General features: G+C 50.9%; 16 protein-coding genes. 11 read left to right on the top strand and 5 right to left on the bottom strand.

Translation table 11 applies throughout. The features are described from left to right. Both KNP02_RS14565 and KNP02_RS14560 read left to right on the top strand, forming a co-directional pair. The coding region (locus KNP02_RS14565) for a zinc ribbon domain-containing protein (RefSeq protein WP_214751569.1) at nt 1–198 on the top strand (198 nt) is incomplete at its 5' end. 342 nt (nt 199–540) lie between these two features. Further along, the gene (locus KNP02_RS14560) at nt 541–1,074 is read left to right on the top strand and encodes a YceI family protein (protein WP_034780985.1); all 534 of its coding nucleotides are present in this window, start codon (nt 541–543) and stop codon (nt 1,072–1,074) included. Between the two features lie 27 nt (nt 1,075–1,101). On the opposite strand, the gene KNP02_RS14555 is transcribed toward KNP02_RS14560, so the two are convergent. Beyond that, complete coding sequence (locus KNP02_RS14555) at nt 1,102–2,085, bottom strand: metal-dependent hydrolase (protein WP_114167429.1); 984 nt, start codon at nt 2,083–2,085, stop codon at nt 1,102–1,104. A gap of 86 nt (nt 2,086–2,171) precedes the next feature. Between KNP02_RS14555 and mutY the strand changes: the two genes are divergently transcribed. From mutY to KNP02_RS14530, 5 genes are all read left to right on the top strand, one after another. Then, nucleotides 2,172–3,206 carry an A/G-specific adenine glycosylase gene (mutY, locus tag KNP02_RS14550; RefSeq protein ID WP_214710259.1) on the top strand — a complete coding sequence of 345 codons (1,035 nt, stop codon included), beginning with the start codon at nt 2,172–2,174 and terminating at the stop codon, nt 3,204–3,206. Continuing rightward, nucleotides 3,193–3,618, top strand: coding sequence for a hypothetical protein (locus KNP02_RS14545; protein ID WP_214710257.1), 426 nt, complete (start codon nt 3,193–3,195; stop codon nt 3,616–3,618). The genes mutY and KNP02_RS14545 overlap by 14 nt, the downstream gene beginning before the upstream one ends. Nucleotides 3,619–3,707: 89 nt before the next feature. Next, nucleotides 3,708–4,250 carry a nucleoside tri-diphosphate phosphatase gene (ntdP, locus tag KNP02_RS14540; protein WP_021067741.1) on the top strand — a complete coding sequence of 181 codons (543 nt, stop codon included), beginning with the start codon at nt 3,708–3,710 and terminating at the stop codon, nt 4,248–4,250. A gap of 37 nt (nt 4,251–4,287) precedes the next feature. Continuing rightward, nucleotides 4,288–6,036: an ABC transporter ATP-binding protein gene (locus KNP02_RS14535; RefSeq protein WP_214710256.1), complete on the top strand. Its 1,749-nt coding sequence runs from the start codon at nt 4,288–4,290 to the stop codon at nt 6,034–6,036. Between the two features lie 91 nt (nt 6,037–6,127). Then, nucleotides 6,128–7,276, top strand: coding sequence for a DUF3238 domain-containing protein (locus tag KNP02_RS14530; RefSeq protein ID WP_214710254.1), 1,149 nt, complete (start codon nt 6,128–6,130; stop codon nt 7,274–7,276). A gap of 14 nt (nt 7,277–7,290) precedes the next feature. Here the strand turns inward: KNP02_RS14530 and KNP02_RS14525 are convergent, their stop codons facing one another. Beyond that, nucleotides 7,291–7,707, bottom strand: coding sequence for a thiol-disulfide oxidoreductase DCC family protein (locus tag KNP02_RS14525; RefSeq protein WP_214710252.1), 417 nt, complete (start codon nt 7,705–7,707; stop codon nt 7,291–7,293). A 53-nt stretch (nt 7,708–7,760) separates the two neighbouring features. After that, on the bottom strand, nt 7,761–8,993 hold the full coding sequence (locus KNP02_RS14520) for an MFS transporter (RefSeq protein WP_214710250.1): 1,233 nt from the start codon (nt 8,991–8,993) through the stop codon (nt 7,761–7,763). Nucleotides 8,994–9,085: 92 nt separating this feature from the next. Between KNP02_RS14520 and KNP02_RS14515 the strand changes: the two genes are divergently transcribed. Continuing rightward, nucleotides 9,086–10,723: an ABC transporter substrate-binding protein gene (locus tag KNP02_RS14515; RefSeq protein ID WP_214710248.1), complete on the top strand. Its 1,638-nt coding sequence runs from the start codon at nt 9,086–9,088 to the stop codon at nt 10,721–10,723. A gap of 33 nt (nt 10,724–10,756) precedes the next feature. Here KNP02_RS14515 and KNP02_RS14510 read toward each other — a convergent pair whose 3' ends face one another. Beyond that, nucleotides 10,757–12,055, bottom strand: a complete 1,299-nt coding sequence (locus KNP02_RS14510) for a glutamate-1-semialdehyde 2,1-aminomutase (RefSeq protein ID WP_214710246.1) — start codon at nt 12,053–12,055, stop codon at nt 10,757–10,759. A 192-nt stretch (nt 12,056–12,247) separates the two neighbouring features. Between KNP02_RS14510 and perR the strand changes: the two genes are divergently transcribed. Next, complete coding sequence (gene perR / locus KNP02_RS14505; RefSeq protein WP_029596002.1) at nt 12,248–12,679, top strand: peroxide-responsive transcriptional repressor PerR; 432 nt, start codon at nt 12,248–12,250, stop codon at nt 12,677–12,679. A gap of 28 nt (nt 12,680–12,707) precedes the next feature. Here perR and KNP02_RS14500 read toward each other — a convergent pair whose 3' ends face one another. Further along, nucleotides 12,708–13,067: a YgzB family protein gene (locus KNP02_RS14500; protein ID WP_034780966.1), complete on the bottom strand. Its 360-nt coding sequence runs from the start codon at nt 13,065–13,067 to the stop codon at nt 12,708–12,710. Nucleotides 13,068–13,235: 168 nt separating this feature from the next. On the opposite strand from KNP02_RS14500, the gene KNP02_RS14495 reads away from it, so the two are divergent. Then, complete coding sequence (locus tag KNP02_RS14495; RefSeq protein WP_214710244.1) at nt 13,236–14,102, top strand: nucleotidyltransferase-like protein; 867 nt, start codon at nt 13,236–13,238, stop codon at nt 14,100–14,102. 117 nt (nt 14,103–14,219) lie between these two features. Further along, nucleotides 14,220–15,320, top strand: coding sequence for a PstS family phosphate ABC transporter substrate-binding protein (locus KNP02_RS14490; RefSeq protein WP_251129357.1), 1,101 nt, complete (start codon nt 14,220–14,222; stop codon nt 15,318–15,320). Nucleotides 15,321–15,593: the final 273 nt, after the last annotated feature.

Genomic DNA, 15,593 nt, shown 5'->3' with positions numbered 1-15,593 from the left:
CCGTGGTTCGCCTCGACCCAGGTCTGTTCGGCCTGCGGCGAGAACGGCGGCAGGAAGGGCCTGCATATCCGGGAGTGGACATGCGGCGCATGCGGCGCGCACCACGACCACGACGTCAACGCGAGCCTCAACCTGTTGCGCCTCGCCGAGGATATCATGTCTTCAGGGCAGGGACTGCCCGACGAGCTTGGTCAATAATCGTAGCTAGTAAAAGTACGGTCTTCCCAAGAAACTCCCACTTCAGGCTGCGAAGCAAGCAAGTGGTGAGTAGTTCACAGTGAACTTTCGTGCCTGTCGAGTTTGGGACTTCATAAATCATGGTCGTTCCTCCCTTTTCCGTAAAGTGTAGGGACCTTATGTATGCGCTTACATTTTACTGTAAGTCAACTGTTTCCTTTTTCCATCGTAACGGGCGGATGTGATAAATGTCAAAATTTTTCGACAATAATTTGTCAAATTTAAACGAAAATGTTTTGAAGTCAAGATTTGTGGTAAACATCATATTAGCATCAATTTTAAATCGAAGGAGTGGACGTAATAATGGCAAAAACATATCAAGTCGACCCGGCACACAGTTCGATTACATTTACGGTCAAGCATATGATGATCTCGAAAGTAAAAGGGGAGTTCAAAGATTTTCACGTCGAAGCGAACGGACAACCGGACGATCTCGCGAACGCCCGCGTGAACGTGACGATCAAGGCGGCATCGATCGATACGAATAACAGCGATCGCGACAACCATTTACGGTCCGGAGACTTCTTCGATGTGGAGCAACACGAGGACATCGTGTTCGAGTCGACATCGTTCCGCTCAAAAGGCGGCGGTGAATTCGAACTGACCGGGAATTTGACAATTCGCGGGACGACCCGGGAAGAGACGTTCGAAGTCGAATATGAGGGAAGCGCGAAAGATCCATGGGGCAACATGAAGCACGCCTTCACCGGGGACGGGTCGATCAACCGGGAAGATTACGGATTGACGTGGAACCAGGCGCTTGAAGCGGGCGGCGTCCTCGTCGATAAAAAAGTGAAGTTTGATTTTGAGCTCCAGTTCACGGAGTCGGAGGCATAAAAAAAAGTCGCTCTCGCGAGCGACTTTTTACTGTTCGTAGGCCAATTTCTTTTGTAAGCTCTCTTCGCTGAACACCCAGCCAGTGAATGAAGACAACACTTCGTTTGACACTTCATCGACGATGACGACGGCGACGAACGGATAAATGTCTTTCGAAAAGTAGCGCAAGTTCGTGAAGCGATATTCAATCATGCCATTGTGGCGTGTGACCGTATACGTGTGAATCTTTGAAAACTCAAGGAACGATTGAAGATCCGCATTTTTACGGGCCTCCACGAAGTGAAGGTCGTCTTCCCCAGGCATCGGCTTGTCACGGAAACGACCACATTCGATGACCGTCCCTTTTTTTACTTTGACTGCTCCTAAACCGTTGCGGAATCGAACGGCGACGTGCCAGTCATCCCAGCCGATACCCGGCGAGATGAACAGTTCGTGGGCGCCGGCGAAGTGACGGGCGACCGTGGCGAGGGCGCGATTACGCAATTTGAACTGGACGGCGTAATAGCTGATGACGAGCGCAATGAGCAGTGCAAAAATCGGGACAGTCGCCCCTGTGATAAGCCATAATACATATGCGCCGTAATAGGCAGAGAACAAATACGGATCGAACGTCCCGATGACGCCCCAGCCAATCCATTTCTTCGAAAATGGTTGGAGGGCTTGCGTCCCGTAGGCGTTGAACAAGTCGACCGTGACGTGCAACAGCACGGCGATTTGTGCCATGACCCATAATGAGGCAGGGTTGACGCCAAGCGCGAGTCCGATGACAGCGCTGACGATGATCGGCCAGGCGAGGAGTGCGGTGATTCCGTGTGAACGACCGCGGTGCTGGCGTAAATACGTGCTATTTCCTTTTAGTTTGAAGACCGTGTCAAAGTCCGGAGCATGCGAGCCGACGAGAGCCGTCGCTGTCATGGCTAGAAACATTTGTGCGTCGCCTGACACCTCTGGGCTGAGGGTCGCGATTGCACTTAAACCAAGTCCCATCCCAATGTGAGTAGCAGTATCCAATGTGCTTCAGCACCTCCATAAGTAGAAAAAACGGCGTTATTTAATCCATTTCATCATACAATATTTTTAAAACGAGGGGAAACGAAATGCTCGATGTTGATAAATTGTTCACAAATTATAATATTCAAGAATTTAACACAAATTTAGTGACGTGGTTCAATCGCGAAAAGCGAGATTTGCCGTGGCGTCACGGGAAAAATCCGTATCGCGTCTGGGTGAGTGAGGTCATGCTCCAACAGACGCGTGTCGATACCGTCATCCCATACTATAACCGTTTCATGGATCGCTTCCCGACGATTGAGGCATTGGCAGCGGCCGAACCCGATGAGGTCGTCAAATATTGGGAAGGACTCGGTTATTACTCACGGGTCCGAAACCTTCATCAAGCCGTCCGGGAAGTCGTTGCTGTGTACGACGGCATCGTCCCCGAAGAAAAAGAGCGGTTCGAAAAACTGAAAGGCGTCGGACCGTATACGACCGGGGCCGTGCTCTCGATCGCCTACAATCAGCCGGAACCAGCCGTCGATGGCAACGTCATGCGCGTCATGTCCCGTCAATTCGGGATTTATGACGACATCGCCATCCCAAAAACGCGGAAGTTGTTTGAGCAAGTCGTGCGTCGACTGATGGACCCGGCGCATGCCTCGGACTTTAACGAAGGCATCATGGAACTCGGGGCGACGGTATGTACGCCGAAAAAACCGATGTGTTCGCTTTGCCCCGTTCAAGACGATTGTTATGCTTATACCCATAACGTTCAAGATGAACTCCCGGTCAAGACGAAAAAAGGGGCGTCTCGGATTGAAATGTATGATGCGCTTTATTGTCGACAAGAGGGCCGCACGGCCTATATGAAGCGACCGGAAACAGGTCTTCTCGCTGGAATGTGGCAATATCCGCTTACAGACCGGGGAACGGGGGAACAGTTAAACGGAACCTATGTTGGACAAGTGAAACATGTGTTTTCCCACATCGTCTGGTACATCGACTTATATGAAGTCGAGACGTTACCGGCAGGGGAATGGACTTGGCTCGACGAAGAGGCACGGGACGTGGTGACCGCATCGGTCGCCCAACAAAAATTAGAGCAGATGGCAGGTGCAAAAGATGAGACAGTTTGACGTACGAACGCCATATGACACATCCGTTGACACGCTTTGGACGCTGCTTCAAGATGCTTCGCTCTTATCAACACTGACATCGTTCCCGAAAGTGACGCTCCTTGGGGATGGGGCGTCGGTCGAGGGGAATCTCGTTCAATTGCGGGTTGGTGTCGGTCCAGTTTCATTACCGTGGAACAGTGCCATCACATTGACCGGGAATTACGCTTTTTGTGACCAAGGTGTGAAGTTGCCGTTTCCGTTCCGTCGCTTCAGCCATGTCCATCGGGTCGAACAAGTCGGAGGACAGGCTGTCATGGTCGATGAGGTCATATTCGATAGTTACGTACCGACCGTCCTTGTCGAATACTTCGTGCTTCGACCGATGTTCAAAGCGCGAGCCAAAGCATTCCAAAAAACACTAAATTCGTGAAAATAAGAGATTTCCTTTTTCATTGGTTCTGAAAGTCGCTATAATTAAATATGAGAATTGTATAGCATCATAGCGGAAAGGAGGAGCTTATGAGCTTATTTCCCAAAGCAGGTAGCAAGATCGAGATACAGAGCTACAAGCACAACGGAACTTTGCATCGCGTTTGGGAAGAAACGCTCGTCCTTCAGTCGTCAAAAACGGATATGATCGGATTCAATGACCGCATCATGGTCAGCGAGTCAGACGGTCGGCAATGGAGAACACGTGAGCCGGCAATTTGCTACTTTTCATCTGAGTTTTGGTTCAATGTCATCTGCATGATTCGCGAAGATGGGATTTACTACTACTGTAATCTAGGTTCGCCGACAACGTTCGATGGGGCAGAACGTGCCATCAAGTACATCGATTACGATTTGGACATCAAGGTGTTCCCGGATATGTCGTACACGATTTTAGATGAGGATGAATATGAGCGGCATCGTCGCGAGATGAATTATCCGAAAGCGATTGATCGAATCTTGAAACAGAACGTTCAAGAACTTATTAACTGGATTCGAGGACGGAAAGGGCCGTTCAACCCAACATTCGTCGATGAATGGTATCGCGAATACGAAGCACGTTACCGGAGATGATCGCTCATCTCCGCTTTTTTTCTTGAAGGAGGAACTAATGGGTAGTATTAAACGTTATTTAAAGTTCGTTAAACCGTATAAGAAACAAATCGCGCTGACCATCTTCGTCGGGATTTTGAAATTCTCCATCCCGCTCGGGTTGCCGCTCCTTTACAAATATGTGATCGACAATTATTTGACCGACCCGGACCCGGCGAGGGATTATACCGAACTCGTCTGGCTGTTCGGAATCGTCTTCTTCGTCTTCCTTGTCTTGAAGCCACCGATTGAATACTTGCGACAATATTTGGCGCAATGGGCGGCAACACGAATTTTGTTCGACGTCCGGAACCGATTGTTCGACCACGTCCAAAAATTATCGCTCCGCTATTACTCGAACAATAAGACAGGACAGATTATCTCGCGCATCATCAACGATGTCGAGCAGACGAAAGACTTCGTCATCACCGGTCTGATGAACATCTGGCTCGATATGGTCACGATTTTGATTGCCATCGCCATCATGTACACGATTGACCCGCAGCTGACGCTCATCGCCGTCTTGCCGCTCCCGTTCTACGCCATCGCCGTCCGTTACTTTTATGGACGATTGCGCCGGCTCACGCGGGAACGGTCGGCTGCGCTCGCAGATTTGCAAGGTCATTTGACCGAACGTGTCAACGGGATGGCCGTCATTCGCAGTTTCGCCCTCGAACCGTATGAGAACAAGGCGTTCGAAGAGCAGAACGATGGATTCTTGAAAGCGGCGCTCCGCCATACGGGGTGGAACGCGAAGACGTACGTCGTCGTCTCGACGATCACCGATATCGCCCCAATTTTGATTTTCACGACGGCCTCATGGCTCGTCTTGCAATTGGACGTCTCGCTCGGGACGCTCGTCGCGTTTATCGCTTATATCGACCGTCTCTACGCACCGCTCGGCCGTCTCGTCAACTCGGCGACGACGCTCACGCAATCAGTCGCTTCGATGGACCGTGTGTTCGAATTCCTCGATGAGCCGTACGACATCGAAGAGAAGCATAGCGCCTTCGTACCTGTACAAACGGCTGGCGATATCGAGCTCGACCGGGTCAGCTTCGCTTATGAGAAAGACGGAGCCCAGGCTCTCCACGATGTCAGCTTGCACATCCGTTCTGGGGAGCGGGTCGCGTTCGTCGGTATGTCTGGTGGCGGTAAGTCGACACTCGTCAGCTTGATTCCACGATTTTATGATGTCACGTCAGGCAGCATTAAAATCGACGGCACCGACGTCCGCGATTTTAAACTGCGGGCCCTCCGTGACCAAATCGGGATGGTCATGCAAGACTCGGTCCTCTTCAGTGAGTCGGTCGCGATGAATATTCGGATGGGGAATCCGGAAGCGAGTGACGAAGATGTGATCGCCGCCGCGAAAGCAGCGAACGCCCATGAGTTCATCTCAAACTTGCCGGACGGCTACAATACGCCGGTCGGGGAGAAAGGGGTTAAACTGTCAGGTGGGCAAAAGCAACGGCTTGCCATCGCCCGGGTCTTCTTGAAACATCCGCCAATCATTATTCTCGACGAAGCGACGAGTGCGCTTGACCTTGAGAGTGAGGCAATGATTCAGGATTCACTCGCGCGATTGACGAAAGGCAGAACGACGCTCATCGTCGCGCACCGATTGTCGACCATCACCGACGCCGATAAGATTGTCGTCGTCGATAACGGACAAATCATGGAGACCGGGACGCATGAAGAACTGATGCGTCGCCGCGGCGCCTATTACGATTTGTATATGATTCAAGATTTAGCAGTCGTCGAATGAGACGGGACCTCGAGGAAACTCGAGGTCTTTTTGTTTTCCGTGACAGTGAGACGGGAATGAAGAAACGACATGCCAAAAGGGGGATGAACCAATGATGAACGGGGAAGGATTAATTACGGTAAACCCGCTAAAAGACGCGCTCGAGCTGACGTGGTCAGTCGAAGGGACGGTCCGGCTCACGCGGAACGGGAAGTATGTGTATGAAGGGACCGATCAACACTATGTCGATCACGAGACCGGTGTGGGAGAACAAGTCGCTTATCGCATCACGGACGAACAAGGGGAAGTGGCGAAAGTGTATACGGCCGCCGTCGACCCAACTGACGACTTGTACTGGAATCGTCATCTCACGTCGGCAGTCGTCGCCTCGAACGGCACCCATCTCCAATGGGACCCGATTGCTGACGTCGAAACGTATGCGATTTACCGGCAAGGGCGACGCATTGCCGAAGTCGTCGGCCATGCTTATTTGGACGAGACGCCGCTCCATGAGCCGACGATGTATGAAGTGCGGGCGCTCCGCCCTGTGAAGCGAGATGAGAAACCGGGGACGAGTCTCATTCACGCCGTCGGCAAAGCGATGTCACTCGCCAAAGAATTGAAGACGGACACGAGACGGGACAAGGAATTGTACGTCATGTATTTTCTCGTCAGTCCGATTCGACCTGATTTGGAGACGGTGGACCAGATTCAGCTTCGCGTCCAGACGTTCATCCGCCCGCCGATGATTAAAAACCCGAACTTGTTGTCGCCTCATCCGTATTTTGAAGGAGACGGTCGCCCTTATAACGTTCATGCGACCGACTACCGGACGCGGACGGAAGTGAAAGCCGAAGAGCTGAGTGGTATTCCGATCGTCTCCATCAAAAAAGATGCGAATGTGACGCGTGGCTATACGAAGCATCACCGTTTGACGGGTGAAGATATCGCCTCTGTCGACCAAGTGTATCTCGAAGATGTCGATATCGACCGCGGGCGGGCGGCGTATCGGTTGCAACATTCCGTTGGCAACCCGCTCGTTATCGCGCCGGACATCAAATATACGATCGTCGCGCAATTAAAGGACAATGCTACGTTCAAGCTGTCCGGAAGTCATACGCAATCGCCACATCATGAAGTGTATCTTCAAGTCGGTGATGCCCCATGGACGACGATTCACCGGGCGGACGACCTCGGTGTCAGTTTCATGGGCAATCCGATGCCGGAGTGCCACTGGACGTACTTGACCTGTATGGACTAAAAAAAACCGTCGACTCATCGAGTCGGCGGTTTTGGTTGTTGGTCGAGAAATCGGCTCCGTTCTTCCGGCGTCGGCAGTTTGCACGTCTGTTTTTGTCCGAACCACTGATAACGATGTTTAGCGATCACATCATAGCCGAAATCACGAATCGATTTTGGGACGAACCTCACAAACCGGAGCCAACGCCACTTCCCATCCAATCCTTCCGCGATGCGGACCGCCGCATCGGATTTAATGTACGGGACACCATCGCGAATCAACACGATGCTGTCGACCGAGTCGTTGATACGATGACGTTTACGTAAAGCTTGACCGGCCTCGCCTTGAAGCGAGGCGAAATGAAAGTTCCCCGTCGCGTCACGGTTCAAGATGAACTGGACGCTCGCATCGCAAAAGTTACAGTCTCCATCAAATAATACAATGGCTGGCATACCACTCGCCTCCTTCACTCTTGCCTGTTTCCGTTCCGGTGTCACTTCAAACGTTATGCGGCGAGCTGGCGTACCGATTCCATCTTATATAGCGAGACGTAGTAGAGGTAGGCACCGAGCGCTCCGAACAAGAAGATGTAGCCACTCATGAACACGGGTCCGATGAATGCCCCGACGACAATCCCGGCCGCGGCCACGAGTTTGGCCCCGTGGAACGTGAGTCCACCGAAAGCAAGGTACGAGGCGCGACGCTCCGGGTCGAGCAAATCGACTTGTTTCACTTGGCGGATCGGCGAGTACAGCAATTCGCCGACTGTGAAGACAACGGCTAAGACGGCGAGAATCAGGAACGAGTTCATCGACGTAATGGCAGCGTACGCCGTGATGTATAACGACAAGCCGATGAAGAACACGTATTTCTCACGGTACCGTTTCACAAATGCAGTGACGGCGAACGTGATGGCGACGACGAGTAGTGTATTCTCGAGTTGCATGAATGCCATCATTCGGACACCATCGAACGGAACACCGACGATCGAGCGCTGTTGAAACGATTCCGCCAAATGAACACCGATATAGTTCGCCATATGGAACTCGGTCGAGAAGACGAGCATGCTGCCGAGCACGAATAACATCCAGCGTCGGTCATTGAGGGCGATCCGGTAGTTTTGAATCACGCCGACAATCGGATTGGCCGGCGTCGACCGGTTACCTTGATGCGAATCGACGAGATAGCGTTGCAAGACGACCGTTGTGATGGTCAATACGAACGTCATCCCGACGAACAAGCCGAAGCGGTAGTCACGATAGAAGGCACCGCCGAGCATGACACCGCCGGCGATAGCCAAGTTGACGAGCCAATAATCATATACATAAATCGCTTTCCGATTCGATTCTTCCATCGAATCGATGACGATTGCCTCCAAGGCCGGATAGTTCAACCCGTTGGCGACCGCGTGACCGAAGTAGAGAATGGCCACGGCGAGTGCCCAATTGTTTGATGGGTGAATCGCCACCGTCATTCCGATGAAGCAAAGGATTTGAACGAGTTGGCCGATTTGTAAGACGTGCTTGCGATTGAAGCGATCCGAGAAGTACCCACCGAACAAGCCGGTGACATACCCGACGATGACGAATGACGTCATGATGATCCCGGCAGCGATTTTGCCGAGTTCTTCTGAAAAGTATAAAGCCATGAATGGAAAGATGGCCGAGCCGACGATGCGGATGAAAAAGCCGCAGACGAGTCGAAGCCGAACGTTGGTTGGAAAATCTTTGAATTTCATGTGAGCACCTCCTTGTCACTACTTTAAACGTGGACTACACTTGGTAAAAAGAGACAAAATATTTGGACATGTCCACTTTTAGGGGGAAGGTCATGAATGCGAAACTAGTGGCGATTTATCGCCACACGATAGAGACGGGCAAAAGGGAAGTGACGTTGCGGGAAGCGGTTGAAGCGGTCGGCTATAGTGAGAAACAAGTGAAGCGTGATATCAAGGCGTGGCAAACGTTAGGCTGGGTGGAATATCAGGCCGGGAAAGGGCGGGGTCATGAATCAATACTCCGCTTTCAGTCGGGATTTGCTCGAACGCTGAACGACTGGGTCGAAACCTCATTCTCAACGGCCTCGATGGCGGACGCGGCCAAATGGTTGGAGTGGGAGTGGCCACCCGCGTTACGTGAATTGATTCAAGCCCGGATTTGGAGTCGATTCGGTTTCGAACAGACGGAAGAAGACCGATTCGTGTTCCCGCGTACCCGGACGCTTGGATCACTCGACCCGCTCGACATCCATATCGCGATGGAGGCGTCCTTGTCTCGGCACGTCTTCGATCGCCTCTTCGAATGGGATGGGACGACGGTCCAAACGTCCCTTGCCCATCATATCGAAGAAGTGACATTCGGATTTCGGTGTTATATCCGAAAAGGCGTCACATTCCACAACGGAATGACGTTAGCCGCCAAAGATGTCGTTTACTCGTTGAATCGATTATTGGCTCGCGGAAAACAAGTTTGGTTGTTCGCGCCAATCGAACGGGTCGAATCGCCGGCGCCTTACGTCATTGACATCCATACGAAAGCGCACCGGGCCTACATCGAACGTTTACTTGCCCAAACGCCGGCATCCATTACGTATGAAGGGGCAGAAGGGATTGTCGGGACGGGACCGTTCAAATTGGAGAAACGGTCCGAAGAAGTCGTCCGGTTGCGGGCGTTCGAGCGTGGGCTTCGACCGCGTCCTTCATTAGATGTGGTCGAATTTGTCACGTTCTCAGAAACGGATTATGCCAAGTGGAGCGCCGGTGATGATCAGAGCATCGTCAAGTGGATCGCTGAGGCCGGGGCGCGTTATCTCATGTTCAACTTGCAGCACTCTTGGCTCAAAGATGATATGGACACACGACTTGCCATTCAACAGGCAATCCATAAAGAAGCGTTCGTCGACTTGGGAGGAGAGCGTCATCAAGTGGCCCATGGTTTTTTCCCGGAGGCGAGTCGACCGGTGGCGGCACCAAAAGCAACGGGAAGTTCGCGCCGTCCACTGCGTCTATTGCATTTGCCGTTCGACGTTGCGACAGAAGACGCGATGCTTGTCGCGGAACAGTTGCGCGTAGCCGGCTTTATCGTTGAGACCGAGACGTATACGATTGCCTCGTTACTACAAGAGGAGACGCTGCGCCGTGCTGATTTGATTTTATGCGGGGAGATGATGAGCGAAGATCTCGATTTGGCGTTTCTCGCGTTTTTGACGAGTGAACTGTCACTCGTCGGCAAGTTAATCGCGCATGAAAAGGAGCTCCGGACGATGATGGACCGTTACCGTCAGACCGATATGAGTGCGTGGCCGTGGCTCCATCGTGATGTCGAGCGTTATTTGACAGAAGCAGCACTTGTTATTCCTCTGTATCACGTGGCCCGAGAGCGGCGATTCCCGAGCTTTCTAGGGGAAGTTCCAGTCGATGTGTTCGGCCACCCCCGCTACGACCAGCTGTGGATTCGGCCTTCGGTGTAAACGAAAAAGAGATGCCGCGGCATCTCCTTTTGCTTATAGTTGGGCGAACGCGCGATTCACAGCGGCAATCGTCTCTTTGATATCTTGTTCGGTATGCTCAGTCGTCAAGAACCAAGCCTCGTACTTCGAAGGGGCTAAATTGACACCGTTCTCGAGCATCAATTTGAAGAAACGTCCGAACACTTCACCGTCTGATTTTTCGGCGCCTTCGTAATCGGTCACAATCTCGTCCGTGAAGTAAACCGTAAGGGCACCTTTTAAACGGTTCAATGTGATGGTCACACCATGTGTTTCTGCGGCTTCACGAATCCCGGCCTCGAGCTCGGCACCGAGTGTGTCGAGCTTTTCGTAAACGCCGGGTTGCTCGAGAACCTCGAGACAAGCGAGACCCGTTGCCATCGACGCCGGGTTGCCGGCCATTGTTCCGGCCTGATAGGCTGGGCCGAGCGGAGCGACCGTCTCCATGATTTCAGCTTTACCGCCATAGGCACCAATCGGCAAGCCTCCGCCGATGATTTTCCCGAGTGCGGTCATATCCGGTTCAATCCCGTACACTTGCTGGGCGCTTCCGTACGTGAAACGGAACGCCGTGATGACTTCGTCGTAAATGACGAGCGCACCATGTTCGTGTGTGATGTCATTGACGGCCTGGAGGAAGCCTGGCTTCGGTTCGACGATGCCGAAGTTCCCGACGATCGGTTCGACGAGGACGCAGGCGATTTGATTTCCCCATTCGCTCATCATGTCGCGGAACGCATCGACGTCATTGAACGGTACGGTGATGACTTCTTTCGCCGTGGCCCGCGTGACGCCGGCTGAGTCGGGTGAGCCAAGTGTGGCCGGTCCGCTGCCTGCCGCGATGAGCATCAAGTCCGAGTGGCCGTGGTAGCAACCGCTGAATTTGACGACGAGCTCACGACCGGTATAGGCGCGGGCGACGCGGACGGTCGTCATGACCGCCTCGGTTCCTGAGTTTGTGAACCGGACTTTATCCATTGACGGGATAGCCGCTTTTAACTTTTTCGCGAATTCGATTTCGAGCGCGTGCGGTGTCCCATAAAGTAGTCCTTTAGACGACGCCTCAATCAACGCTTTATGGATATGCGGGTGGGCGTGGCCCGTGATAATCGGACCGTACGCCGCCAAATAGTCGATATAGCGATTGCCGTCGACGTCATAGAAATAGGCGCCGTCTCCTCGTTCCATATAGACGGGTGCGCCGCCGCCGACGGCCTTAAATGAACGGGAAGGGCTGTTGACCCCGCCGACGATGTGCGTCAAGGCTTCGGTATACAAAATATCTGAATTGTTGCGTGTAGATGGTATTGCCATATGTATTGCCTCCTTTTACAAATTCGCACTTATTGTATCATAGCCGTCAACCGCATAAGCTCAACGTTTGACGACTGTTCAAGAAATCAGTACACTATTTATAAAGATTACTATGTAAGAAATAGGTTAATTCTAACTGACATTTCGCATGAAATTTTATAGAAGAAATGAGGGATTGACGTGGGAAGCGAAATGCTTGACCATGCTGTTCAGTCGCTCCGAGAACATGGAGTCAGAATGACGCCTCAGCGCCAGGCCATTTTGGAGTACCTCGTCACGGAGCACAGTCACCCGACAGCGGATGACATTTATAAGGCACTTTCGGCGAGATTTCCGAACATGAGTGTCGCTACCGTCTACAATAACTTGCGCGTCTTTAAAGAAGTCGGACTCGTTCAAGAGATGAACTATGGGGACGCTTCGAGTCGCTTTGATTTTGTGACGTCGCGTCACTACCACATCATCTGTGATGCATGTGGGAAAGTCGTCGACTTCAACTATCCGGTCCTCGACGAGATCGAATCGGTCGCGTCTCAATTGACAGGGTTCAAAGTCGATCGTCACCGTCTTGAAGTATACGGGACGTGCCCAGCTTGCCAAGCTGAACAAGCGCATAAACATTAAAAAACATCCTCAGGCAGAGGATGTTTTTTTATTCGTGTGAATGGGTTTGACGCTTATTATATTTTTCATCGAACTCTTTACCTTCGAGCGATTGATCGATCGTGAGCGGTTCGTCGCAGTGCATACATAAGTCGACCCGGCCGAGCATCTTTGTCGGTTTCTCACAATTCGGGCAAGTGACGACGATGGCTTTCGTGGATGCCATCCCAATAATAAAGTAGAGCGCTGAACTCGATAACACCATCACGAAGCCGAGCAACATGAAAATAATCATCAGCCATGTGATGCTTTTCGCCAACAGGCCGAGATACATGACTCCGATTCCCGCAAAGACGAGCAACAACGCAAGGTTTCGAGCGCGGTTGATTTTATTCCCCCGTTTTTTCATTTCGTAATCCCTCCATGTCTGTCTTTACTATAGCTCATCTGCACGACCGTGAGAAGTTCATACAATCGCTGGCAGGAGAATTTTAAAAGAAGGCGAATCATTTTTGTATCAGATTATTGGGTGGACGATTGTGGTTCATCATTATAGAAAGAAGGTATCAAGGTGACTATGGAGTATGCGACGCGCACGATCTATTCGGAATATGCGGCCTTGAAGACGACGCTTGGCATCATTGAAGTGAAAAAGAAACGGCCGAGAGACCCTTTGACCGATCAATCGGACCGGCTATTGATTGTGATTGAAGCGAAAGAAGAACCGTTCTGGACAGTGAAACATTATCAGGTTGGGCAAGAAAAAATTATTCTTCATCTCGTAAGTGACTCGATGATGGATCGTTGGATTTTAATGAACGAGAATCGCCGGGCCATTCATTGGATTGAAGATGGGATGGTCTTGTTTGAACGAAATACGTTTTTATTAGACTTGCGACAACGCCTTCGTAATTTTTCGAATGATGAGCAACGTCTTCAACTGTCCCTTGCTTTTGCGAAGTTGTTGCGACGCTTTGAAGATGGACGAAGCTTATTTTTACAAGAGGAGCATCAAGATGCTTTCACCCAAATCCATCACGCCTTGACTCATTTGGCGCGGTTGTCGGTGTTGGAGGCCGGAATTCATCCGGAAATCATATTGTGGAAGCAAGTGCGCACCCTCGATTTGGAAATATATAAGTTACATGAAGAACTGGTGAGCGGACAAGAATCGCTGGAACAGCGGATTCATTTGGTAATCATCGGCATTGAACATTTGATTCAATCGAAAGTGTTGCCCGGCACTCTTCTTCTATTACAAACGATGCAACAACGGGATGAACCGTGGTCGTTCTCAGAATTGATGGAGCATCCGAACTTGCAAGCATTGAAAGTCGACCTGGGGAGCATCGTCGGATTCCTCGTTCGAAAAGGATATGTCCGGTCGGTCGCCCGGCCGACAAAAGGCATCGGTGTCGAAGCAATCGCTTATGAAATCGCCTGACTGCTATAGAAGCGAATGGAGTAGCTGATTTAGATGAAAATGATGAAGTTTATATTAGGCAGTGTGTTTATTGTGTTTGTGGCTTGGGTCATATCAGTTTTCATAGGATTGTTCATGATGGACGATCCGGTTGCCGGGGCACGTCCGATTGTATGGACGATTTGGTATGGAGTGGCGTTAGTGATTGTCATTATGGCGCTATATGACTTCTCACCGTTGAAAAAAGATCATCTCAAGCGAATCACTTTAATTGGAACGGTGCTCGGGATCGTCTTCTTTGGTTCGGTGAAAGGCTATTATGTGTATACAGAAGGTTTACGGATTGAAGAACGGGGCGTCGAGTTGATGGACTATCAGCCTTTTAAGGAAAAATCAGATTTAGCGGAGCTGGATGGCGAATCTTCGTTTAAACTAGACTCGAAGTTGCCGCGTCTCGATGGCGCGACAGCCCTTTATCCACTTTATGCGTCTTTCGTCGAGGCGGTCTATCCATCAGGCGAATATAATCCATACGGCATCGAAGAGTGGGATGAGAGCCCTGTCGTCTCGACGACGACAGGTGAAGCCTATGATCGTTTGATTCGCGGGGAGACAGATATCATCTTTGTTGCCGGACCATCAGATCTTCAAGTGGCTGCGGCCGAGAAGGCTGGTGTGCAGTTCAACATGACGCCAATCGGGCGCGAAGCGTTTGTCTTCTTTGTACATGAAGACAATCCGGTTGACTCTCTCAAATTAGAAGAAATACAGCAAATTTATGCGGGAGACCTCGACGATTGGAGTGAGGTCGGAGGCGAGGCTGATACGATTCGAGCATTTCAACGTCCAGAAGGGAGCGGGAGTCAGACTGCTCTTCAGCGGGTGATGGGGGAAGAGAAACTGATGGATGCCCCAGTCGAAGATGTCCCGGAAGGAATGGGTGGGATTATCGAGCAGACGGCAGCCTACCATAATCATAAGAATGCGATTGGCTTTTCTTTCCGTTATTACGCGACCGAGATGGTAGAGGACCATGACATTAAATTACTTCAAGTGAACGGGATTGCCCCGACGGTCGAGACGATCGCTGACGGGACGTATCCAATCACTTCTGAATTTTATGCCATCACGACAGAAGAAAATTATGAAACGTACAAGCCGTTTTTGGATTGGATGACGTCTGAAGAAGGACAAACATTGGTAGAACGGACGGGTTACGTTCCGTTAGCGCAAGACTGAAGAGTTGAGCCTCGCTAAAGGGGCTCAACCTTTTTTTATTTTTTGTGATATTTCTATTGACGAAGTGGTAAATAGAGATTATAGTTATAAACGTTGTCACAGCAAAAGATTATTTCAGTAAAACAATTTGTGAAAAAAGTTGTTGACGCGGAGATAGACGACGTGATAAATTAATGAAGTCGCCAAGAGCGGCAGACGAACTTTGAAAACTGAACGATGAGGCAAAAAAAGTTTTACAATTTTTGAATGAAGCGCAAGCTTCGTCATTTTTAA

Source organism: Exiguobacterium sp. s40, from assembly GCF_018617905.1.
GTDB classification, from domain to species: domain Bacteria; phylum Bacillota; class Bacilli; order Exiguobacteriales; family Exiguobacteriaceae; genus Exiguobacterium; species Exiguobacterium mexicanum_A.
The sequence above is the reverse complement of the archived record's forward strand: the minus strand, read 5'-3'. Positions and strand labels throughout refer to the sequence as shown.

Excerpts from the sequence above, each read along its gene's own strand:
- KNP02_RS14535 (WP_214710256.1), top strand. The coding sequence starts at position 4,288 with ATGGGTAGTATTAAACGTTATTTAAAGTTCGTTAAACCGTATAAGAAA.
- KNP02_RS14495 (WP_214710244.1), top strand. The coding sequence starts at position 13,236 with ATGGAGTATGCGACGCGCACGATCTATTCGGAATATGCGGCCTTGAAG.
- KNP02_RS14500 (WP_034780966.1), bottom strand. The coding sequence starts at position 13,067 with ATGAAAAAACGGGGGAATAAAATCAACCGCGCTCGAAACCTTGCGTTG.
- KNP02_RS14515 (WP_214710248.1), top strand. The coding sequence starts at position 9,086 with ATGAATGCGAAACTAGTGGCGATTTATCGCCACACGATAGAGACGGGC.
- mutY (WP_214710259.1), top strand. The coding sequence starts at position 2,172 with ATGCTCGATGTTGATAAATTGTTCACAAATTATAATATTCAAGAATTT.
- KNP02_RS14510 (WP_214710246.1), bottom strand. The coding sequence starts at position 12,055 with ATGGCAATACCATCTACACGCAACAATTCAGATATTTTGTATACCGAA.
- KNP02_RS14490 (WP_251129357.1), top strand. The coding sequence starts at position 14,220 with ATGGACGATCCGGTTGCCGGGGCACGTCCGATTGTATGGACGATTTGG.
- KNP02_RS14525 (WP_214710252.1), bottom strand. The coding sequence starts at position 7,707 with ATGCCAGCCATTGTATTATTTGATGGAGACTGTAACTTTTGCGATGCG.
- KNP02_RS14560 (WP_034780985.1), top strand. The coding sequence starts at position 541 with ATGGCAAAAACATATCAAGTCGACCCGGCACACAGTTCGATTACATTT.
- ntdP (WP_021067741.1), top strand. The coding sequence starts at position 3,708 with ATGAGCTTATTTCCCAAAGCAGGTAGCAAGATCGAGATACAGAGCTAC.
- KNP02_RS14530 (WP_214710254.1), top strand. The coding sequence starts at position 6,128 with ATGATGAACGGGGAAGGATTAATTACGGTAAACCCGCTAAAAGACGCG.
- KNP02_RS14545 (WP_214710257.1), top strand. The coding sequence starts at position 3,193 with ATGAGACAGTTTGACGTACGAACGCCATATGACACATCCGTTGACACG.
- perR (WP_029596002.1), top strand. The coding sequence starts at position 12,248 with ATGCTTGACCATGCTGTTCAGTCGCTCCGAGAACATGGAGTCAGAATG.
- KNP02_RS14520 (WP_214710250.1), bottom strand. The coding sequence starts at position 8,993 with ATGAAATTCAAAGATTTTCCAACCAACGTTCGGCTTCGACTCGTCTGC.